Origin of the sequence: Thalassoglobus polymorphus, assembly GCF_007744255.1 — a bacterium.
Taxonomy (GTDB): Bacteria; Planctomycetota; Planctomycetia; order Planctomycetales; family Planctomycetaceae; genus Thalassoglobus; species Thalassoglobus polymorphus.
Window position 1 is genome coordinate 966944 of record NZ_CP036267.1, and the last position, 22055, is coordinate 988998.

The 22055-nt window shown below is 50.1% G+C and carries 13 protein-coding genes; 9 read left to right on the forward strand and 4 right to left on the reverse strand.

The features are described from left to right. Nucleotides 1–899: 899 nt before the first annotated feature. Nucleotides 900–2468, forward strand: coding sequence for an Rne/Rng family ribonuclease (locus Mal48_RS03630; protein WP_145196224.1), 1569 nt, complete (start codon nucleotides 900–902; stop codon nucleotides 2466–2468). A 281-nt stretch (nucleotides 2469–2749) separates the two neighbouring features. On the opposite strand, the gene Mal48_RS03635 is transcribed toward Mal48_RS03630, so the two are convergent. Next, on the reverse strand, nucleotides 2750–4444 hold the full coding sequence (locus Mal48_RS03635) for a glycosyltransferase family 39 protein (RefSeq protein ID WP_145196227.1): 1695 nt from the start codon (nucleotides 4442–4444) through the stop codon (nucleotides 2750–2752). 616 nt (nucleotides 4445–5060) lie between these two features. Between Mal48_RS03635 and Mal48_RS03640 the strand changes: the two genes are divergently transcribed. Together Mal48_RS03640 and Mal48_RS03645 are read left to right on the forward strand one after the other, a co-directional pair. After that, on the forward strand, nucleotides 5061–7112 hold the full coding sequence (locus Mal48_RS03640) for a thioredoxin-like domain-containing protein (protein ID WP_145196229.1): 2052 nt from the start codon (nucleotides 5061–5063) through the stop codon (nucleotides 7110–7112). A gap of 341 nt (nucleotides 7113–7453) precedes the next feature. After that, entirely contained in the window at nucleotides 7454–8458 is a 1005-nt protein-coding gene (locus Mal48_RS03645) for a GNAT family N-acetyltransferase (RefSeq protein WP_197442020.1), read from the forward strand. Between the two features lie 31 nt (nucleotides 8459–8489). Here the strand turns inward: Mal48_RS03645 and Mal48_RS03650 are convergent, their stop codons facing one another. Continuing rightward, nucleotides 8490–8978 (reverse strand): ATP-dependent metallopeptidase FtsH/Yme1/Tma family protein, encoded by a 489-nt coding sequence (locus Mal48_RS03650; protein ID WP_145196233.1) that lies wholly within the window; start codon nucleotides 8976–8978, stop codon nucleotides 8490–8492. A gap of 237 nt (nucleotides 8979–9215) precedes the next feature. On the opposite strand from Mal48_RS03650, the gene Mal48_RS03655 reads away from it, so the two are divergent. Together Mal48_RS03655 and Mal48_RS03660 are read left to right on the forward strand one after the other, a co-directional pair. Next, nucleotides 9216–10724: a DUF5009 domain-containing protein gene (locus tag Mal48_RS03655; RefSeq protein ID WP_145196235.1), complete on the forward strand. Its 1509-nt coding sequence runs from the start codon at nucleotides 9216–9218 to the stop codon at nucleotides 10722–10724. Between the two features lie 43 nt (nucleotides 10725–10767). Then, nucleotides 10768–11769, forward strand: coding sequence for a Gfo/Idh/MocA family protein (locus Mal48_RS03660; RefSeq protein WP_145196237.1), 1002 nt, complete (start codon nucleotides 10768–10770; stop codon nucleotides 11767–11769). A gap of 174 nt (nucleotides 11770–11943) precedes the next feature. On the opposite strand, the gene Mal48_RS03665 is transcribed toward Mal48_RS03660, so the two are convergent. Continuing rightward, nucleotides 11944–13503, reverse strand: a complete 1560-nt coding sequence (locus Mal48_RS03665; protein ID WP_145196239.1) for a hypothetical protein — start codon at nucleotides 13501–13503, stop codon at nucleotides 11944–11946. Between the two features lie 134 nt (nucleotides 13504–13637). On the opposite strand from Mal48_RS03665, the gene Mal48_RS03670 reads away from it, so the two are divergent. Continuing rightward, on the forward strand, nucleotides 13638–14660 hold the full coding sequence (locus tag Mal48_RS03670) for a polysaccharide deacetylase family protein (protein ID WP_145196241.1): 1023 nt from the start codon (nucleotides 13638–13640) through the stop codon (nucleotides 14658–14660). 65 nt (nucleotides 14661–14725) lie between these two features. Here the strand turns inward: Mal48_RS03670 and Mal48_RS03675 are convergent, their stop codons facing one another. Further along, nucleotides 14726–17773 carry a spermine/spermidine synthase domain-containing protein gene (locus Mal48_RS03675; protein WP_197442021.1) on the reverse strand — a complete coding sequence of 1016 codons (3048 nt, stop codon included), beginning with the start codon at nucleotides 17771–17773 and terminating at the stop codon, nucleotides 14726–14728. 373 nt (nucleotides 17774–18146) lie between these two features. On the opposite strand from Mal48_RS03675, the gene Mal48_RS03680 reads away from it, so the two are divergent. From Mal48_RS03680 to Mal48_RS03690, 3 genes are all read left to right on the forward strand, one after another. Then, nucleotides 18147–19358, forward strand: a complete 1212-nt coding sequence (locus tag Mal48_RS03680; RefSeq protein ID WP_231739891.1) for a class I SAM-dependent rRNA methyltransferase — start codon at nucleotides 18147–18149, stop codon at nucleotides 19356–19358. Between the two features lie 230 nt (nucleotides 19359–19588). Continuing rightward, nucleotides 19589–20371: a dienelactone hydrolase family protein gene (locus Mal48_RS03685; RefSeq protein WP_145196245.1), complete on the forward strand. Its 783-nt coding sequence runs from the start codon at nucleotides 19589–19591 to the stop codon at nucleotides 20369–20371. A 278-nt stretch (nucleotides 20372–20649) separates the two neighbouring features. Further along, nucleotides 20650–21966, forward strand: a complete 1317-nt coding sequence (locus tag Mal48_RS03690; RefSeq protein ID WP_145196247.1) for a GspE/PulE family protein — start codon at nucleotides 20650–20652, stop codon at nucleotides 21964–21966. The last annotated feature ends 89 nt before the right edge of the window (nucleotides 21967–22055 follow it).

Sequence of the window (22055 nt, forward strand, 5' to 3'; positions counted from 1 at the left end):
TTTCCGTCAGGTTCATATCGCACTCGCGGTCGATTCAAGCTGAATTGACATCCCGCGGACTTAATGCGCGGGCCTGCAGAAAACTTCGAGGAACGTGTCAGTTCAGGTCCACAGGATACGCAGAACTGATCCGAACACCTGTATTTGACCTCTCAAGCACTGAGGGCATCATTCATTGCAGCGATTACCGGAGATGTTCTAGAACCAGTCTGAAAACCACTGGAATGGTCGCTTTCGTCGACGTTTGAGAGAGCAATTTCAAGTTTCAGGATCAGTTCTATAAACTGCATAAAACAATACAAAACCAATGTTTGTGTCAATTGAATTGATCGTCAAACAGTTGAAAATTTGAGACGAACGTACTGAAATCACAGCTAAGTTCTCACATCACACAAAGTCCAAACAACAAACACTGTTCCAATAACAAACACTTTTTACACATCTCATAGGGACACGCGACGTGTACTCTCACTCCTCCCTGAATTCGCCTCTCAGAGCACCGGACCTGGTGCAGGCGAAGGAAGTTTGCTCACAGGGAGCAACCAGCAGGACTGCTGAATGGTCGAAGGTTTGTAATAAAATCGCCAACGATCAGTTCTCAGCAATGTCGGCTCAGGAGTTGACGGACGCTCATTGCGGTCAGGAAACCAACGGCGACACATCAGTCGTATTGCTTCCAGGGATTGAGGCACAGAAAATCATTCCCATGGAAAGCCAGCGTTTCGCTGGAAGATCAATCAAGGCAAACACATCGGGAGGGCCAGAATTCTCATTTGAGATGCTGGATTTCTCCACCAAACACACAAGCGATCTTCAAGTGATGGATGCCAGACGGAATCCTTTCTTCAACGAAGTAGTGCGAGTACACCTTGTTCGTTCCCGCAAACGAAGAGGGTATTATGAAGAAAGAAATGCTTATCAACGTTCTCCAGCCAGAGGAGAGCCGAATTGCAATTGTCGAGGATGGAGTTCTTGAGGAACTCTACGTCGAACGGACCAGCATCGAAAACTTTGCTGGGAACATTTACAAGGGCCGCGTAGTCAATATTGAGCCGAGTATTCAGGCAGTCTTCGTCGACTTCGGTGTCGGGCGGAATGGCTTTCTACACGTCAGTGATGTTGAGTATCAATACTATAAGCACCTGCTGAGCGAAAGTGAGCGTGGAGACGCTGAGAAGAATCACAACTCAAAGTTCAACGAACGGACCTCTCGCAACAAGCCACCGATTCAAGATATCTTTCAGCGTGGAAGCGAAGTTCTCGTTCAAGTCATTAAAGAAGGCATCGGAAACAAAGGGCCAACGCTCTCGACCTATATCAGTATTCCTGGACGCTATCTCGTACTGATGCCCGGTTTGAACCGTTTGGGAGTCAGCCGGAAAATCGCGGACGAAGATGTTCGCCGAAATTTGCGAAAAATCCTGCGAGGACTCTCTCCACCTGAAGGTCTCGGCTTCATCGTACGAACAGCCGGAGTCGACCGGTCAGAAAAAGATTTGCAGCGAGATATGAACTATCTACTGCGGTTGTGGAAAACCATTGTTCGGCGAATCGAGAAAACATCTGCTCCGATCGATATCTACGAAGAAAGCGATATCGTCATCCGGACGATTCGTGATATCTACAGTAATAACATCGATGCGATTTGGATTGATGGAGAGGAGTCCTATAAACGGACTCGGGACTTCATGAAAGTCGTGATGCCGAAGCATGTCGATTCTGTGAAGCTCTTCGAAGGGAAAGAACCACTCTTCCACACATATAAAATTGAAGAAGAAATCGACAGAATCCAAAGCCGGCACGTTCCGCTTCCGGGAGGAGCAGCTCTGGTAATCGATCAAACAGAAGCGTTGGTCGCAATCGATGTGAACAGTGGAAGTTTCCGAGCAGGTGGAAACGACGCCGAGAAGAGTGCGTATCAAGTCAATATGCGAGCTGCTGAAGAGATCGCAAGACAGATTCGTTTGCGAGATTTAGGCGGTGTGATCGTCAACGACTTCATTGACATGCGAGACGAACGGCACCGACGCGGTGTGGAACGTAAACTTCGCGAGTGTGTCGAACGTGACCGCGCTCGTACCAAAGTCTTGCGGATTAGTCAGTTCGGTCTCATCGAGATGACCCGGCAGCGAATTCGACCATCACTCCGTCGTAGCATCTATGAAGATTGCCCATGCTGTAACGGAACCGGACAGGTGAAAACTGCTGAGAGTATGGCGATCGAAGTGATGCGGGCGCTCATGACAGCTTCGGCGCATGCTGATGTCACAGAGGTCAAAGTTGAACTGCATCAACAGGTTGCAGACTACCTGATCAACAAAAAACGCCGAGAGATGACTGATCTTGAAGAAGAGTACGGCGTTGTCGTCCACGTACATACTGCGATCAATGTCGGTCCGTCACACTTGCACGTCCGTTGCTTCAACGACAATGGAGCCGCCGTCAAAGGTGCGGAAATCAAAAACTAAAGCATCTTTCGATTCATTGATTCTCTGCCCGACGGCTACTCGAAGCCGTCGGGCGGGATTCATGAACGACCTCAGTTTCTTTGAATTTCATGACGACCAGTTTCTCTGCACACTTCTTCATGTGCTGGTCGATCTCCGCGCAGGCAGCCAGCGGACACCCAGCCAGTGGACAGTGAGAGCAAGTTTTATTGAGGTCTTCAGTCTCCATTTCATCAATGGAGGTAAATGACTGCAAAGATGCTTTCGGCTCAGCAGCTGACTGAACAAGTTTTATCGTTGAGCTACGGCTTCTTTTTTGTCGGCTGCACGAGGTACACGTCATACGTGTTACTGATTTGGTCGACGGGAATCAATTGGTCATAGGCCCGGTATCTTCCGCTCGCGTGGTGTCGCTCGCTCCGGCTGACGATGTGCCAGCCAGCTGGGAGTTCCCCGCCCGGCGAGAGTTTTGCGTTGACTCCAAAGTGCTCAGAGGAGACATCGCCCGGCCAGACAAGCCAGACTGGATGTTCATCTTCCCACTGATCGATCCAGTCTTTCACCAAGGGCATGTCCTGCCCCCAGTCGAGATTGGAGTCAATCAGATACCGGTGACCATTCTGCGGGCCGCCGATGAATTCGTTGAAGTAGCTGAGGCTGTGGGGGTAGCAGGCCAGGCTGCTGATCGCAGTCATCGCGACTGCTGTGATCGCCGCTTTGGGCCAGCGAACTCCTGCCATTGCACCGATGAGGTAGATGGCGGGCAGGATTGGAAACACATATCGAACATGACGATTCATTTTCGTTTGGAGCGAGGCTACAACGAATAAGACGATCGCTGAAAGAATCAGTGGCAAGAGTCGCATTGTTGATGATCGTATTGATTCATCCCGCCAGCAGGCAATGAGTCCGGCCAGAAACAGCAGGAGAGTTGCCGCCGGAACTTTCACCAGCAGCCCAATGAGGTAGTAGTGATACCAGCCACCGGGGGCTTTGACTTCGCCTCGCAGGTAGCTCCATTTTCCCTGTTCGAAATCGACCTTCTGTAAATCGATTCCGGTGACGTAGTCTTTCGGAAAGGGGACTGGAATCTTTCCGACCCACGAATCCTGAAATCGATTCGCTGGCAGGTTTTCGCCGGGGATTCGAGGCGTCCCACTGAGCGGGTTTGAGTAAAAATCATACTCACCGAGTAACGTGAATGAGCCGTTGTAAAGGTATCCCAAGTTGAGCAAGTTCAACCCAAGCAGCACGATGAGACCCAGGTGAATGAAGTCACTTTGCAGAGAGCGAATTTGTCGATATCGGACCCAGTTCATAAACGCGAGAACGATCCACAAAGTTGGTAAGAAAACCCATGTCAGTTTAGTCAGCATCGCCAACCCGAGTGAGGTTCCAGCCCAAAATGCGTTGAGCAAAGAACTGTTTTCAATCCATTCGGAAAATCTCCACGCAGCCAATAATCCAAGGGATGTCGCTGCGACATCTGGAGTGATGAGCGAACCATGCCCCAGGAGATTGGGGGAGAAACACCAAAGCCCCGCAGCGATACACCCAACCATTTGAGAATGAATCTGTGTTCCCCAAAAGTAGCAAACAAGTAGCCCGATGACAGAAAACGGAAGACAGGCCCATCGGGCAAACTTGAAGAGCCGCTGGGAATCGACACCATTCGCAGCCACAAACTGCCGACCCATCGCCCATTCCAATCTGGTCTGTGAGTCTTTCTTGTAACGGCTCCAGTCTTCTTCATGGGGAACGAAGAAAACCGGCATCGCAGCGACAGTTCGGACGAGTGGTGGATTGACACGGTACAGTGAGAAGTCAGCATCATTCCATATCGCCAGCCCCGCCGGTAAATGGGCGACTTCGTCAACCGTCGGGGAATAGCGGTCGGCTAATCTGCTAAGCAGGAGAACATGGACGACGACTAACCCCAGCAGCACCGTTGAGAGCAGCTTTGAATGACGCGGTTGAGATCCGATGAGTTTGTTCACAGTTGAAACGTTCTTTTTCCAGTGAAATCGTCGTTCATTTTGTTGATGTTCTGAAACCAGAGAGCCACAAAGCGCCAAGGGGCGAGGCAGTGAGAAGAGATCATCGTAAAGAGAGCGGCCCCGTGAGGAATTCCTGTTTCATGAGTGTTCAGTCGCGGGGCTATGTTCAATCACAACAGTGTGCGAGGAGCTTTTTCAAACGTGACTCTTTTTGCTTGACGGAAATGATTTTCTCGTGAGGGTAGCCAGTATCAGATGTCTCGCATACTATCTCTGACTGGCTCGGAAGCAATTTAGAACTGATCTCGAAACTTGAATTTGCTCTCTCAAACGTTGAGAGAAGCGACGATTCCAGATGTTTAAGGACAGGTTCTACTGAAAACGCCAATTCATAGAGTTAACGTTGCATTTCAGAATCTGAAATCATAACGAACGGATTTTTACTCGCCCTGATAAAGCTTGAACATGATCGCGGAAGTCGATTGATTCAAAACGATTTCAGAAGTCTTGTTCGTGGTTTTGAGTACCAGTCTGAAATTCTCTGTGTTGAGCGATTTACCCGATGTTTGAGAAACCGAAATTGAGTTGTCGGATCAGTTTAATAAGGAGACCAAGGATGTTTCAGTCGAGAGGGAGTCGACCCCGATCAAAAGCGGCTCTATTCATGTTGCTGGTTGCAGCGGGAGTGTTGGCAGGGAATACGCCAATGGCCCAGGCGCAAGATGACCCAGCTCCAAAGGTGGAGACGGAGAACCCTTTTCCAGGGCGTTTTCCTGCTCCCAGTATTGATGGCGGGACGGCCTGGCTGAACTGTTCCGGTCCGATTTCGTTAGAAGATCTTCGAGGCAAAATCGTTCTGCTCGATTTTTGGACTTACTGCTGCATCAACTGCATTCATGTCCTTCCCGATTTGAAGTTCTTGGAGCAGAAATATCCTGACCAACTGGTCGTCATCGGCGTTCACTCCGCGAAGTTCGATAATGAAAAAGAGAGTGAAAACATCCGCGAAGCAGTTGTTCGCTATGAGATTGAACATCCCGTTGTGAATGATGCCAATATGGTCATCGCACGGAAATATGCATTCAATAGCTGGCCTACATTCGTTCTGATTGACCCGGAAGGGAACTTTGTCGGACGTCAGCCGGGCGAAGGGAACCGTGAACTCTTCGACCGTGTGATTGGTCAAATGGTTGAGTATCATCGTGAAAAAGGGACGCTGGACGAGACGCCTGTCAGGTTTGACCTGGAGCGCGAAAAAGAGCCAGATCGCCCGCTGAAGTATCCCGGAAAAGTCCTCGCTGATGAGACTGGAAACCGGCTTTTTATCTCTGATAGTAACCACAACCGAATTGTCATCAGCTCACTTGATGGCAAGTTAATTGATGTGATTGGTTCCGGGAAAATCGGGTCGGCTGACGGGAACTTCGAGACAGCATCGTTTGATCATCCGCACGGAATGGAACTGGTTGGAGAGACGCTGTATGTCGCTGACACAGAAAATCACTTGATTCGCTCAGTCGATTTGAAATCGAAAACTGTCTCAACACTCGCTGGGACAGGCAGTCAGGCTCGTGTCCGATTGCAGAAGGGGAAACTCCGCGAGACCGCTCTTAACAGTCCTTGGGACGTCCGGGCTTTGGATGGTGTTCTTTACATCGCAATGGCTGGTCCTCACCAATTGTGGAAGCACAAAATTGGGTCGGACACCGTTGAGCTGTACGCAGGGAATGGCCGAGAAGACATTGTCGACGGCCCGCTTGCCGCCAGCTCACTTGCTCAACCTTCTGCAATCAAAACTGATGGCAAATCACTCTTCGTGGTTGATAGCGAAGGTTCAGCAATCCGGGAAATTCAAGATGGAATGGTCACCACGATCGTCGGTCCGCACGATCTTCCACGCGGTCGCTCGCTGTTTGAATTTGGTGATATCGACGGAGTCGGTGATCAAGTCCGGTTGCAACATCCAATTGGTGTCGCATACCACGATGGAATGCTGTATGTCGCAGATACGTACAACGACAAAATTAAACAGGTGAACATTAAGACTCGCGAATCAAAATCGTGGTTGGGAACCGGCGAGCGCGGGGCCGGTCTGGATCCTGTCCAAATGAATGAGCCTGCAGGACTCGAAGCAGCGAACGGTCACCTCTTTATTGCTGATACGAACAATCATCGCATCTTGAAAGTGAATCTTGCGACGAAAGAGACGTCAGTGTTGACGGTCGACGGGCTCACGCATCCTGTTTCGACCGCTTCGGAACCACCTGCAGAACTTGTCGAGGGGGAAGCTGAAAAATCTTCTACCGTCACAATCGCCGCTGGCAAAGAAGCAACCTTGACTGTGGACTTCGAATTCACGGACGACTATAAGCTCAACAAGCTTGCACCAGTGGCGTATCAATTAAAAGCTGTCGGTCAGCAGAATGTTGTCGATCCTTCGGTGCTCGGTAAGCGAAAGAAAGCCGACTCCGACGACGTTTCTGCATCTGTTACCGTCCCTTTGACTGGAGAGTCCGGTGAAGCAGTTCTGGAGTTGTCGATTGCTTACCAATACTGCCGCGACGGCGTTGGAGGAGTCTGTAAGTTTGCTTCCAAGAAGTGGTTGATCCCCGTGAAGGTCGATCCGGCAGCAAAGACCTCCGACGTGAAACTCATTGCGAAACCGTAAACTGATCGAAGCCTGACTCGGCCATCAGGCTTCGTAATTGAAAATCGCGAGGTTCTGTAAAGCGACCTGACCCGGACGTGTCCGGATCAGGTCGCTTATGCCGATTTTATCACTTGAAACGGTAGTAAGTTGAGCCAAACAGCAGAGAAACAGCCCCGGTTAGATGTTCTCAGCCTATGATCTATACAGGTGGGCCTGTTCTTTGTGTGGTTGTGGATATGAATTTTTTCGGCCAGCAAACGTTCCCAGCATCATCTCTACACGATGTTGTAGACATCGTTGATCTCTCGATAATCTCAGATCATGAGGTTGAGGAGTGGAATCAGCTTGGATTACGCGCAATGTGCGCAAACCCATTTGTTGAACCGGCCTTTGTGATCCCGCTAGTCTGCAACCTGAGAATTCCAAGGGTCGGTCTTCTCCGCGTTCGAGACAAAGAGGGGGACTGGAAGTTCGTGACACCTGTTGTTCAGTACCACTACGAGCAGGGGCGTCCGCTGCCGGAATTGCGGGCTTTGAGTTCAAAGTACACGTTTATTGATCAACCACTCGTCTCGAAAATTGATCCTGTATTGACGCTCACCTCGTTGTTCGGGGCTCTCTCTAGTCAGAGGCAATGGCACGGGCTTGGAGTCGAGGTGAATCTTTCGCAGAGTGACCAGTCCGAGCTGACTGATTTTGTAGCGGTTTCGTCCGGTGTTGAATGTCATCCCGGAGAAACAATCTTACGCCCTGTCGCTGTGCCTGCCTCGGCAGAAGAATTACTCTCAGACTGTTCGCGTTCCCGTAGAAAATCGCTACGGAAGTCCTGGAAACTACTGGAGTCATACGGGAAGGTTGAATACCGATTGGCCCGCACTGCAGCGGAGATCCCCCGGGCAGTGGAACAGTTTTTACGCTTGGAATCTGCTGGCTGGAAAGGTGAAAACCAGACATCCCTCGATAGCCATGCTGATGACCACCGCTTCTTTCTGGAAATGTGCGAGAACTTCTCTCGGACGAATCGATGTCTTTTTGGTGAGTTATTACTCAATGGTTCCGTGATCGCATCGACATGCAATCTCTTGTCGCAGCAAACTTTGTTTGCTTTCAAAATCGGATGGGAACCAAATCTGGCAAAATGCAGCCTTGGTCACTGGTCCGAACTGTTGTTAGCTGAAGAAATTGCGAAGCAGATTCCAGAAATCAGACTGATCGACAGTTGTTCCAGTGAGGATTCCTATGTCGGTCGGGTTTGGCATCGTCGACAAGAACTCGCGAGCCGGATCTATGTTTGGTCTCGCCGAGCCCGCATTGTTCAAGGGGCGAAATCAGTCGCGAAGGCGTTCGTAAAACGTTCAGGTTAAATGCACCGATGCGTCGGCTGTTTCGTTGATTTCAGCGCATCGCGCCATCCCAGTCAGAGAGAATGTCTTCCAGATGTTCACGCTCCAGGATTTCGTGAGCGAGTAAATGGTCCGCAATCACTGCGAGCGCGGACCAGTTTTCAGTTCGGCTGAGAATTCGGTGAAGCTCAATGGACTTCTGTTCCAGGTAAGTCATTCGTTTCTGTTTGGATGTTTGTAATTGAGCGGCGTTTTGCCAGGCGTTCTCCCAATCCACTTTCCACTCCGGGACGATTGCTGGGTGAAAGGGATCACCGGTATAAATCATTTCGGCAACCGGTCCGCCAAGTGCGACGAGGACCCGTTTTTCGAAAAACTCTTTCCGGTTGTACTCACCGCGCTGCCACTCAATTTCGACATCACCATAGCGTTCAGGTCCATCGTCCCAATCGGGGTCGATGCTCAGTGAGTGGACAATTGCTCCCAGTGCCATAGCGGTAAAGGCATGTCCAGATTCATGATAGGCGGTGATGTCTTCCATCGTGGCAACTTACTCGTTCTTATGAAACCTGCACAAGTGAGTGACATTCCAGTGAGCAACCTCAGTTTTTGAACAGATTCTGAATTGCGTATTTGCATTACGGTGTCCCCGTGAAGAGTGAGGTTCTCTGGTGGAATTGCTGTTTGCCACGAGGCAGAACGCGCACCGCATCTTCAAAAACGCTCCAATTGAGCCGTGCGAGTTTCTTACCTCCCAGTCACGATTTTTTCCTCTGGGATGGTTGCCTCTTTCTGGAGACTCATTGACAATCAGGATGCGTTCCTCCACCTTCCTCCGCTTGGGCACATCCCAATGACCTACCGCTTGAAACCGAACTCGGAAGATAAACCCTCGGAAGATAAATCGGCTTCAACATCGTCGCAAAAAGACGAGAAGCGGAAAAAAGAGCAGCCTGCCAAATCAGAGAAACCTCTCGGGCGACTGGTTTCGCTTGATGCTTTTCGCGGCTTCATCATGGTGATGCTTGCAGCGAATGGATTTGGGCTCTACAAACTTTCCACAACCGATGAATCGAGTGAGCTCTGGAATTTCCTGAACCGGGAAACGTTCGAGCAGATCGCATTTCACTTTGAGCACCCTCCCTGGCAAAGCTGTTTTGTGCCGGGAAGTACGGATGCCACAGTCGGGAATGCCTGGCTGAAATGGAAGGTCTCCTTCTGGGATTTGATTCAGCCAGCATTCATGTTCATGGTTGGCATGGCGATGCCATTTTCATATGCACGTCGAGAAAGTTCCGGGCAGTCTGCATTGATGCGAACGATCCATGCGTTTCTGCGGGCTGTCGTACTCGTGCTACTGGCGGTCTTTTTGTATTCACAAGGAAACGATTCCACGAACTGGATGTTTACGAATGTTCTCGGGCAAATCGGATTGGGGTACTTCTTTGTATACCTGATGTTGGGGTTCCCACGGTGGGCTCAGGTCAGTGCCTTCGTCGTGATTCTGGTCGGGACGACACTCGCAGGGCAGTTCGTTCCGCTTTCAGAAGAGTTTGTTCCAGAAGAAGTCAATGCGAGCTACGAACGAGGTGAAATCTTTGCTGAGCCGTATCGGCAGTGGTCTAAGAACTGGAATGTTTTTCATGAATTCGACATCTGGTTCTTGAATCAATTCCCACGTCCGGAGAAAGACGATCCTGAAGAGATCCCCCATCGATTCAATCGGGGTGGATATACCACGCTGAACTTTGTTCCGTCGATGGCGACAATGTTGCTGGGAGTATTTCTCGGCCAGTTCATCTTGTTGGCTCCACGAAACGGAAAAACATTCTTCTGGCTTCTTCTGGCAGCTTTGTTGTGTACAGGTCTCGGTGTTGCGGCAGGGGCGACATGTAACCCCATTGTGAAGCGAATCTGGACACCGGCCTGGGTTCTTTTCAGCGGTGGCTATGTTATCGGGCTGTACTCTCTGTTTTATTTGCTGTTCGATTTGTTGCCGCTGAGGAAAATGGCGTTCCCACTTGTTATCGTTGGAATGAACTCGATTTTTGTTTACATGGTGGGACAGCTTCTGCGTTCCTGGATCTTTCGCGAGATCGTCAACAAGCACTTTTCGTTTGTGATCGATAAATTCTTCGTACTGGTGCAAAATGTTACTGGTTCAGAGTATTCTCCAGAGCAACTTCAAGAAATGTTTGCACCAGTGACGGTGGCGACTTCGGTCTTCCTTGTCATTTGGCTATTTTGTTTGTGGCTTTACCGGCAGCGAATTTTCATTCGCATTTGAAATCACGTAATCTTAGAACTCAAAGAATTTTGAAAGAATCGACATGAACTTTTCTCCACGAATCGCAGGCCTGGCCCTGCTGGCTCTTTTAGTAAATGGCTCTGCAACAACTTCGCAAGCTGAAGATGCCAAAGTGATTCGCGTAGGGGTTATCGGTCTCGATACCTCGCACGCACCTGCTTTCGCAAAATTGCTCAACGATAAAAATGCCTCTGGTTATGTTCCTGGTTGCAAGGTTGTGGCTGCTTACCCACAGGGAAGTGCAGACATTGAATCAAGCACCAGCCGTGTTCCTAAATACACGAAGCAGTTTCAGGACATGGGAATTGAAATCGTTGACTCCATTCCAGAATTGGTCAAAAAGGTTGATGCAGTTTTGCTGGAATCCAATGATGGTCGCCCACATCTGGAGCAAATTCGCCCGGCGCTGAAAGCTGGAATCCCTGTTTTTATTGATAAGCCGATTGCTGGATCGTTGAGTGATGCGATCACAATTTTTGCCGAAGCTGAAGCTGCCGGCGTGCCGATTTTCTCATCCTCTTCGCTTCGCTACATCAAAGGTGGTCAGGAAGTTCGTAACGGTTCCATCGGAGAAGTGACCGGGGCAGATACATACAGCCCGGCGTCATTGGAAAAAACTCATCCTGATCTCTTCTGGTACGGAATTCATGGTGTTGAAGCACTCTTCACCGTAATGGGGCCCGGTTGTGAAGAAGTCGTTCGCATGTCGACTGACGACTACGACGTTGTTGTTGGAAAGTGGAGCGACGGCCGCATTGGAACCTTCCGAGGTCTTCGAGCTGGGAAGCGTGGATACGGTGGAACTGCCTTCGGAACCAAAGGTTCACAAGTCATTGGACCGTACGCAGGCTATGCTCCGCTTCTGGAAGAAATCGTGACCTTCTTCAAAACGGGCGAACCACCCGTTTCCAAAGAGGAGACTCTTCAGATTTACGCCTTTATGGAAGCTGCCGACGAAAGCAAACGCCAAGGCGGCAAACCAGTCTTGATCAAAGATGTCATGAAGAAAGCTGGCGGAAAATAATCCGAAACAGTAGAGCAAACTGCTTTAGCCCCCGGTCATTGATCGGGGGCTATTTTGGTTTTGACCCATCTTGTTTTTTGTTGAAAAGCCCAGCGTGCATTGCCTCAGCGTTGCGCTGTCTCAGTGTGCATAGCCTTAGTGCTGCATGTTTTAACGCTGTCTTGTCATTGCGTCTTACCGTTGTGTTTTCAAGGATTTCAGGTAGTCGAGATATTGCATGTCGAGCGTTCCGAAGGGGACTTCGGTGAGGGTTTCGAGGCTGTCGGGGTTGTAGCGGACTCGGTCGATGGGGCTGTAAACTTGTGACAGGTATTCAATGAAGGCGTCCCGATACAGGCCGTCCTGGTAATGCATAAAGAAGTGAACCAGACCGGTCGCCTGGCTGTAGTATTCGTGGAGTGTGTGGTTTTCTGGAGGCCGTTGAAACTGTCGCTTTCCGAGGCTCATGAATTGCCTCATCGGGATGTAAAATTCGTCGGCGGTGACAATTCTCTTCGCCCAATAGATGCGCGGGTGAGTTGGGTTTCCGGTACTGATTTTAATTTTGCCTTGTTGTTCCTCTGGTGAATCAGTTTTGACTGTTTCGATTTCGAACGATTCCAGATAACAGGCAAATCCCTCAATGACCCAGAAGTTATTGTGTTCACCGACATCGATCAGTCGTCGCCCGCTTTCTCCGAGAATTTGGTGAGTCACTTCATGGAACATGGTTTCCTGATTGGGCTTGGCCTGCTCGGGATCATCGTCGTAGTAGAAGAATGAAAGTCGGGCTTGGGGCAGGTAGAATCCTGTGGCGATCTGCGTGGATTGATTTCTGTTCTGAAGTTCCTGGACGAACTCTTCTCGATTTGAGTAGTAATAGATTCGATGTCGGTCCTGCAGTCGACCGCGAGAGACCGCTCCCCCACCAAAGAGTTTCTTCATTTGGTCAGAGGTTTGGAAAAACGCAGCGAACTCTCGCATAAAGAATTGATGAAAGGTTTCTAACTGCCGGCTGATTTCGACAGCCTTTTCTTGTGACAAATTTGTTTTGATATGGAAGTGCTCAGTCTCAACTTCCCAACCTTTACGAAAGTCTTTGCGAAGAGCTGCTTCTTTGGCCGCGGTCATCCACCGACCATCGAAGAGACGCTGCCCCTGTAAGTATTTGTCGACATTGTTCTTGTGAATCCAACCGAATCGCGGATGGTCGATAAAACCTCGCGTTCGCATTCTTTTCGAAAACGGTGTCGACCAGTTTTCACCATCCCGAGCATATCCGAGAAGCTTTCGCCCCTGTCGGTGATCGGGGTTATGGTAAACGAGTTCTCTTACCAACTGATACGCAAAGCTTGCGTGACGTTTTTGAATTGCCTGAAGTGCTAGACGATAGAGTTGAAGCGAGTAGTCCTCTTCGATTTTGCGTAGTTGTACGCGCCATTGAGTTTCAGCTTGACCAAGAGTCTTCGGTAGATCTGGAAGGACAGAGGTCGGCAAGTCGTCGTAGTCGATCAGTCCTTCGTCTGAGGGAGAAGCCCGCTTGATAATTTCATCGGCATCGCTGAAGAAACTGTTCTCGCGGCAGAACTCCGCGAGTTGCAACATTTCCTGTGCGAAGTTGGCGTGAGCCTCTTTGTACTGCTCCTTGAGCAGTGCAAGGTGGGGGCTCTCAGCCCGGACAGTCGCTCCAGTAGCGAGCCCAGAGATAACGAAAAGTGTCCCGATGGAGCGTATGATAAGTGTTTTAATCATCATAACCTGATTTTAGGTGAGACGGTCAATTTGGAAAAGAGGACTCTTTGCGTCTCTGGACTGCATCGGAGTGTAGGGAGACTTAGTGTTGTAAAAGGCTGCAGGGTTCAAAGGGTAAGACAAATTGGTGGGAATTCATGGTCACAACGACTGGCACACGCGATATCCTTGCAAATACGTTCGAGCGGACCGGAACCGGCTCGTTGCTTTCAGCGACGGTGGGACGTTGGAATGGGTTGGTCGTCTTTAATTATCACCGCATTGGCAACGCTCTGGAATCGTCGTTCGACCGGGCACTTTTCAGTGCTTCGCAGGATGAGTTTGAGCAACAGGTTCGGTTTCTGAAACGAAACTTTGATATTGTTGGTGTTGAAGATTTGCCGAGAGTTCTGCACGACGCGTCGAGCCAAGCTGTGATGATCACATTCGATGACGGCTATCTCGATAACTATGAAGTCGCGTTTCCCGTGTTGAAAGAGTACAAGGCGACGGCTCTCTTTTTTATCGCGAGCGGCTTTCTCGACGACCATCCAATTGCCTGGTGGGACGAAGTCGCGTGGATGGTTCGCATGTGCAAGCTGCCAAATCTCCAATGGAAAGAGTATTTCGAAGAGCCGTTTCCATTGAAGAGTGAGCCCGCCATCGCTGAGGCAATTCGTCAGCTTCTCTTGAAACTGAAATCCATACCTGAAAGTGAGGCAGCCGGATTCTTGACGCAGTTAGGAGCAATCACCGGGACTGGGCGGTGTCCGGAAGATGTTCTGGATACGATATGGATGTCTTGGGATATGGTGCGTGAGATGAGACGATCCGGGATGGACATCGGTGGACACACGGTGACGCATCCAGTCCTTGCAAACTGTCCGACAGAGCAGCAACGGCACGAGATTCAACAATCAAAACTTCGTATTGAGCAGGAGCTGGCTGAGCCCATCTCTGCGTTCAGCTACCCGGTCGGTCAGCCCGATTCATTTACCGAAGAGACGAAACAGATACTTGCAGAGGCTGGCTATGAATGGGGCTTCAGCTTCTACGGTGGCTACTGTCCGACGTCTGGCTTTGATCCGTATGATCTCAAGCGGATGCCGGTCGAAAAACGAGTTCACCGAAATCTCTTCCGCTCCATCGCCAAACTTCCCCAACTCTTCGCGAAGAAGTAGCTCTGAGTGGGAAGTCGGAAATTCATTGCTCAGCAGAGAATGCATTTTGATGCATCACGACCCACTCACTGAGTCGGTGGAGGCAATCGGTACTGGCGGAGTTGCTTGCTGCGATGCTGTTTCAGACGACGCACGACATATTCGTTGAGGATTTCGTTGCGTGTGTCCCAATCGCTCTCGCTTAACCCTGCTGCTGGGGCAAGTTCGCCCATTGTTTCAAGTGCGAGTTCACAGGCTGCGAGTGATCGTTCGGTGTCAATGGTTTCAAACTTGGAGATTTTTTCAGTGTTCTGCCAGCGGATGTTCCAGCGGTACCGTAAAATTTCCACCAGTCCATTCAACTGATCCCAGCGGGCATCGTCAGTCGCAACACTTTCTGGATGTTCACAAATAATGTGAATCGCATCGCAAACATTTCGGACAGACTGATCGGTTGGGGTCGAGTAGTAGATGGTGAAAAGCAAGTTGTTCAGTTGAGCCAGATCGGTCGGTTGATCAACTTTGCGAAGGTACTGGATCGCTTCGTGGCTGACAAACGTACCGAGCAGGGGATCGAAAGGGTGAATGTACTTGATCAGTTCATCAACCATTTCGGGCGTCACTGTTTTTGCTTTGGCAAGTTTTCCTAAGGTTTCGATGTAGTCCTTTCTTCGCTGATCATCGGGATGCAGGCGGCGCTTTAAGCCTTCGTGTTTGACCTGCATGATTTTCGAGCGAGGACGATCCAGAAGTTGCTTTTTAATCGCGGCGCGGTATCCCCAGATGTTATCCGGGTTGGCGTCAATGAGCTTGTGAGCGATCTGAACATCTTCGAGTCGCTGAGCGATGTCGAGGCTTTCGTCTTCTTCAAGGTAACCGCCGAATGTTTTACCGTACTTGGAAAGTGCAATGCGTGTCTGCTGGGATTTCGGGGCCCAACGTGCCACTTCGACCGGAATTTGAAAGGCGAGTCCAGCGTGTTGAGTCGAGAACGGAGTTGTCTTCTCAGGAAGCCATTTTACGACAGCAGCATCGTTCAATGTCCCTCGCGTCACGGGTATCGACCAGTCCCAACCGATCTCAGAGAGTAGAAAGCGAGCTTGTGGATTCTGAATGCGGTCGACGAATTCTGAAGAGATGATCGGCTCGGTTTGCAGCGATCCAACCAGAAGGATTTCGCCCGGGACCGACTCGAGGATCAGGGTTTGTGGGAAGACGGATTTCAAAGTCGCGACGGTCTTCTGAATGATCTCTGGACCGAGATCGTAATAAGCCAATCGTTGGCAGAAGATGCCCTTTTGTGAAAGAAGTCGTTTGACGTCCTGATAAAAGTTTTGTGTAAATTGACCGGCCCCTGCGGTTGTGGCACTCATTGTTTCGGGGGCGATGATGGCATCGTATGCTTGTGTGTGACGCGCTTTCACAGCGAACTGCAACTCTGCATTGATGAATTGAACCTCGAAATCCTCGGCCCATTCTGATTTGAGCGACTCACGAATTTTATCCAGAAAGGGGACGCCATCGACGACCGTAACGGATCGAAGCGGGTAAGCTTCGCAAGTTTGCAGGGTCGTCGTGTGCATCCCCAGTACGAGGACATGCTCGACTTGGGGATGTGCGACCAGCGAAAAGAGTCCGGGGATTACCTCGGCTGCACTTTTCGGGCAGGTTGCAGAGTTCGTGGAATGCAACTCGGCGACGAGTCCATCTTTTCGAATCATCAACTGCGAACCGCGATGTTTCCAGAAGCTCCAGCGGCTTTCCAGATTTTCGAACTCGTGGGATAACCGTCCATCGTCCATCCAGTGCAGCTTCGAAAATTCCACACCGTTTCGAAGTGCGGAGAAAGCATTTCCTGAATAAACCAATTTTTCAGGGTGGGCCATGTTCAGTTGTGGAGTCAGCAGAAATCCTGCAGTGACAAGGCATCCGAGTGACGCGAGTCCGATTTGTTGAACCCAGGTTTTGGGAAGTTGTCCCAGGAGCAATAACAGTCCGCCAGCAATGATGAACGTTGCAACGAGAAGAATTCCTACGGCAGTCGTGACCGTGATTCCGCTCCAAAGAGCAACGCAAAGGCCTGCTGAAAATGCGAGAATCTGGCGGCTCATCACACCGGGAGTTGATTCATGCAGAGCGGGTGCAGTTCTGAGAAGGACTCCAATCGGGAAGCTTAACAGCATCAGCAATGCGGTTCGGGAAAGGAACAGCAAGTATGTGTGAGAGATTGATGCGGTTTCCAGCACGAGTAAATATGTGACGAAAGGGAACAGAAGTACGATGAGGGCTCCCCATGTGGCCAGCGAGAACCATTTTGTCGCTGCTGAGACCGTGCGCGGGATCAGTCCACCGCAAGCAATTCCCAGCAGGAAACTGCCAGCGAAGGAGAATTCTGAAATCAGATTGTTCAGGACAATCTGAGAGCAGATGAATGAGGCAATCGCAAAGGCGAATCCGAGACCGGCTGCGAAGAGGATTTCGAGACTCACAACCTGGCGCGGCAGTTTATCGGTTGACGTCGACCCCGACGTTGAAGTTGGGGATGGCGAGTTTGTTGCGAAATGCTGTGAGTAATACGCCAGAGCTCCGGCGAGGATCGTTCCTGAGATTGCCAGCCACATGGCGACGTTCTGAGAGATCGCAAAGCCGAGGAGTGACGGGATCAATATCAACGAGAGTCCGATTCCAGTGAGAAATCCAGAGCGATGGACCGTCTTTTGTGTGAATAAGACCGTGGTCGCACAGGCCATTGGAAACAGTGAGGCCATCACAATGGTGAAGGTCATTCCGAATTCGGTGGTTCGGGACGCCAGTTGTGAAATCTCAAATTGGCGAATTGATCCTAATGAAAATTCAAGGACGACGGGCTGAAAGAGAGTCCAGATGGGGAGCGACCAGAACGCGATTGTTGTGATCAGTCGGCTTTGTCCTCGGAAGAATGAGACGCATGCTAAGGCAGCCAAGCCAAATGTCAAAATCGTCGCGATGGCGACTTCAGGGCTTGGCCCGAGTGACAATCGTAACCGCGTGACGACGGTCAGAAAGAGAAGACCGACACACACTCCCGCAACCACTTGAGTGGCGATCGGGAAAAATGGTCGGACGATATTCAGGAATGCACGCAAGCGATTCATCGGCATCCTTGCCAGCTTGGGTGAGTGGGAAAATTAGAAGAATGAGAGATGCAGACGGCTTGCAGACTCTCTCCGATCTTGAATTTACGTCATTTTGTAAAAATGGAGCAAGGTCATTCTGTCATTTGTACAAAATGTCGGTGACGGGCAATCTGCTTTCCACATTTCTGAAATCGAAGCGCAGTACTCAGTGCAGCGAACATCTTCAGACGATATCCTTTCCGTTTGCGCCTCGAAAATGCTAATGAGAGGCCATTTATTGACAAGTCCCTATCTGAGAACCTCTGGAATGGTGGATCTTCTCAGTCTCTGAGAGGTCGTTTCCAGGTTTTCGAATCAGTTCAAGAATTCTCTGAACCATAGAGCAGCTCTTATGATTTCCGAATCGACGTATCCTGTCGTGACGCTCAAGCCCAAAAAAGCTTTGCCGTTTTTTAGCCGTCACCCATGGATGTACGCAAATGCGATTAAAACGATCACAAACTCTCCCGATGTCGGAGCTGAGGTTGTCGTCCTTTCGAATGATGGAAAATTTATTGCGCGAGGTCTTTATAATCCGCAAAGTAAAATCCGGGTGCGGCTCTATTCCTGGGAGGAAGAGCAACTTCTGGAACGTCCATTTTGGGAACGGAGAATCAAAGCGGCGATCGATCTTCGTCGCAAGCTCTTCGGCGACGGTCCCGCCTGGAAAGCCTGCCGCCTCGTTTTTAGTGAATCGGATGGCCTCTCAGGTTTAACTGTCGATCGTGTTGATGACTGGCTGGTGGTGCAATGGACCAGTGCGGCTTTGATTAAGCATCAGGCAGAGATCCTTGAGGTTTTGCAAGCTGAGCTTTCACCAAAAGGGATTTGGTTGCGTACAGAAAAGGGGATCAAAGAGCTTGAAGGTCTCGATGTGAGTGACGGACTTCTTTCAGGAGAGAAGCCGCCGCGTCCGTTGTTTATTGAAGAGAACGGCTTGCAGTTCGGCGTCGATCTCGTCGAAGGGCAGAAGACTGGGTTCTATTTTGATCAGCGGGAAAATCGAAAGGCCTTCGCTGGCTATGCCGACGGTGCGAGCGTGTTAGATGTTTGCTGTTACACCGGCAGCTTCGCTCTCAACGCTGCGAAGCAACCAGGTTGCCAACATGTTCATGCGATTGATTCTTCAGCTTCCGCATTGGAATTGGCAAAAGGGAACGCCGAGCTGAATGAGCTCTCGGCAAAGATGACGTTTCAGCACTCCGATGCGTTTGATGCACTCGAAGAACTTGTCGCTGAGAAAAAACGGTTCGACTTAATCATTCTGGACCCACCGAAAATGGCACGAACACGCGGTGGACTGAGCCGGGCGATCAAAGGCTATGTTCGTATGAATCGCATGGCGATGGAGTTGATGAATCCGAATGGAATCCTGATGACGTGCAGTTGTTCCGGACATGTGACCCGCGAAGACTTCGAGCAGGTCGTCGCACGTGCGGCGCTCGACGCCAACAAGACCGTACAAATCCTGGAAGAGCGTGGACAAGCAGCCGATCATCCGGTCATTTCAAGTTGCCTGGAAACCTCCTACTTAAAGACGTTCATCTGCAGGGTTAGCAGTTAGAACATTTTCAATGCTTGTCGTGCCCGTGGAGTTCACTTTTTATGACTTCATAAGTTGTTCGCCACGAGGCTGAACTTAAAGACCAATGTTGGATTTGCTTTAGTTTCCAGCGAATCATTAGTCCGTGACATAAAGGGCCGTTTATCGGAGTGAGAGTTCGGTTGACGTTCTGTCCCAGCGCGTTACTTTCAATGCTGGAAAACTTCGTAATTTGACGTTTGGAGAGACCGATGCTTCGCGTTTTGAGTTTGTTGTTCGTTGTTCCATTTTTGGTTTCTGTTTCTCATGCAGAGGTGAAGACAAAAAAAATTGCTTACGAACATGGCGACGCAAAGTTGGAAGGTGTTCTGGCCTGGGATGATTCTATCGAAGGCAAACGTCCCGGTGTCCTTGTTGTTCATGAATGGTGGGGGCTTAATGACTACGCCGAACTGCGAGCAAAGGAGCTGGCAAAGTTGGGATATGTCGCCTTCGCGTTGGACATGTACGGAAAAGGACAAGTGACAACTCATCCGTCACAGGCAGGGGAGTGGGCTGGAAAGATTCGTGAGAACACGCAGGAATGGAGAGAACGCGCGCTTGCGGGACTCGATGTTCTCAAGAAGCAAGACAATGTCGACACCGCAAACATGGCTGCGGTTGGCTATTGCTTCGGTGGTTCGACGGTCCTGCAATTGGCGTACGCCGATGCACCGCTCAAGGGAGTTGTCAGCTTTCATGGTGCTCTTGTTCCTCCGACAGAGATTGAAAAGATTGACTCCAGTGTTCTTGTGTGTCACGGAGCCTCTGATTCCTTCATCCCGGCGGAGCAGGTTCAGACTTTCGAAAAGGAAATGCAGGCCATTGATGCGGATTACCAACTCGTTTCCTACGGAGGAGCGCGACACGGGTTTACGAATCCAGATGCAGGCAACTTTGGTATCGAAAATCTGAAGTACGACGAGAACGCAGACAAAAGATCCTGGAGCCTGATGCAGAGTTTCTTTGGAGAACTCTTTCCAAAGAAGAAGTAAGAGTCGCTAACAATCTCTACGGAGTCGGACTGAAACACTTGGGTTTCGAGCTCTTGTACAGATTTTGTCAGAGCAAAACAGTCTTCAGCGATTCTTGGATCGTGATTGACGAACTATTTTGAGTCCGTGGCCCCTTTCGTTCTTCGCTGACAGTGCGGTACGAAAGGGGATTCGTTTGCATTTCGTACAAGTCCTGTCACAATACTCAGATACGAAAAGTTTGAGCATTCAGTTCGGACCTTTTTTTCTGCGTGTCTTTGAAGTTGGAGCGGCTGCCGGTGATTTTTGGATTTGGTAAGGGTGGGCGAGATCACGACGACGATGATGACGATGAAGAAGAAGACGAACTCGACTTCATCCTTTTTAAAGGGGCGATGAATGAGAATAATCCCGATCTTTCTGCAAATGGACGTCTCGTTCAGGCGGGGTTAATTCCAGCGAAAAAACTGATTTCCGAAGCACTTGCACGTCGAGCGGACACAATCCGTATCGAGCCTAAAGGGAAAGTGGCTGCGGTCTCTTATCTGGTCGACGGAGTTCCGTATCCTGCGGCAAAAATGCCACCCAAGGCAGCGAATGCCGTCATCCAGATGCTGAAGCTTCTGGCTGGTTTGGATATTACGGATAAAACCTCCAAGCAGGGTGGGGGAATCAACGCAGAGTTCGACGAAGTTGAACATGAAGTCCGAATCGATGTTTCTCCCGTGAAGACAGGTGGAGAGCGATTGCTGGTTCGGGTTCAGAATCTGAAAGAGAAACTCGAAACACCGAGCGACTTGGGATTCAGCGACGATTTACAACAAAAAATTCGCGAAATTGGAGGTAGTAAGACCGGGTTGATGCTTGCTGCCGGAATGCCGATGTCCGGAACGACGACGCTCACAATCGCGATGATTCGAGGAATTGATCCTTACCTGTACTCGTTGGCCTCGATTGCCGACATGCATGGTCGTGATTTGCCGCATATCCAGGATTTCAAATGGAATGAAGGCGACGACCTCGAAGCGACCATCAAACGAACAGTTCGAGCAGATATTGATGTCCTTTTCGTCGACCCAATTGCTTCTGCGGAAGAACTGAAAGTCGTTCTGGAAGGTGCTGCAAGTCAGGCGTTTATCTCAGAAATTCCTGCACGAGATGCCGCTGACGGAATCGCCCGGGCTGTCGCTTTGACGAAGGACCCCAAGTTGGTCACTGCCGGACTGCGGTTGGTGATCAGTCAGAAACTTGTCCGTTTGCTTTGTCGAAAATGTCGCCACGCATACCGCCCGAATCCAAAACTGCTTTCAAAAGTCGGTCTTCCTAAAGAGACCCGCAAACTTTATCGCGCTCCGCGATTCGATGAAGAGGACGACGAAGAAGAAGATGTTTGTGATCACTGCGGTGGAACCGGCTATCGTGGCCGTATCGGATTGATCGAGATGATCGAACTGACCGACGACATCAAGAAACTCATCCTTGCCGGGACAGATGCAGCTACTCTGCGCAAGAAGGCTCGTGAAGCCGGAATGCAGTCGTTTCAGTCTGATGGAATCCGGCTTGTCGCCGAAGGAAAAACGTCTCTCGAGGAACTTCAGCGGGCGTTTCGCGCTTGATCTCTCGATAGATTGAACTGGATTTGAACTGAATATCTTCGTTGCACGGGACGGCAGGTTTTCTGTCATCCCGTGATTCCAACGAAGAA

Excerpts from the sequence above, each read along its gene's own strand:
- Mal48_RS03655 (WP_145196235.1), top strand. The coding sequence starts at position 9,216 with ATGGTTGCCTCTTTCTGGAGACTCATTGACAATCAGGATGCGTTCCTC.
- Mal48_RS03665 (WP_145196239.1), bottom strand. The coding sequence starts at position 13,503 with ATGATGATTAAAACACTTATCATACGCTCCATCGGGACACTTTTCGTT.
- Mal48_RS03660 (WP_145196237.1), top strand. The coding sequence starts at position 10,768 with ATGAACTTTTCTCCACGAATCGCAGGCCTGGCCCTGCTGGCTCTTTTA.
- Mal48_RS03640 (WP_145196229.1), top strand. The coding sequence starts at position 5,061 with ATGTTTCAGTCGAGAGGGAGTCGACCCCGATCAAAAGCGGCTCTATTC.
- Mal48_RS03630 (WP_145196224.1), top strand. The coding sequence starts at position 900 with ATGAAGAAAGAAATGCTTATCAACGTTCTCCAGCCAGAGGAGAGCCGA.
- Mal48_RS03645 (WP_197442020.1), top strand. The coding sequence starts at position 7,454 with ATGTGCGCAAACCCATTTGTTGAACCGGCCTTTGTGATCCCGCTAGTC.
- Mal48_RS03680 (WP_231739891.1), top strand. The coding sequence starts at position 18,147 with ATGATTTCCGAATCGACGTATCCTGTCGTGACGCTCAAGCCCAAAAAA.
- Mal48_RS03675 (WP_197442021.1), bottom strand. The coding sequence starts at position 17,773 with ATGAATCGCTTGCGTGCATTCCTGAATATCGTCCGACCATTTTTCCCG.
- Mal48_RS03670 (WP_145196241.1), top strand. The coding sequence starts at position 13,638 with ATGGTCACAACGACTGGCACACGCGATATCCTTGCAAATACGTTCGAG.
- Mal48_RS03650 (WP_145196233.1), bottom strand. The coding sequence starts at position 8,978 with ATGGAAGACATCACCGCCTATCATGAATCTGGACATGCCTTTACCGCT.
- Mal48_RS03685 (WP_145196245.1), top strand. The coding sequence starts at position 19,589 with ATGCTTCGCGTTTTGAGTTTGTTGTTCGTTGTTCCATTTTTGGTTTCT.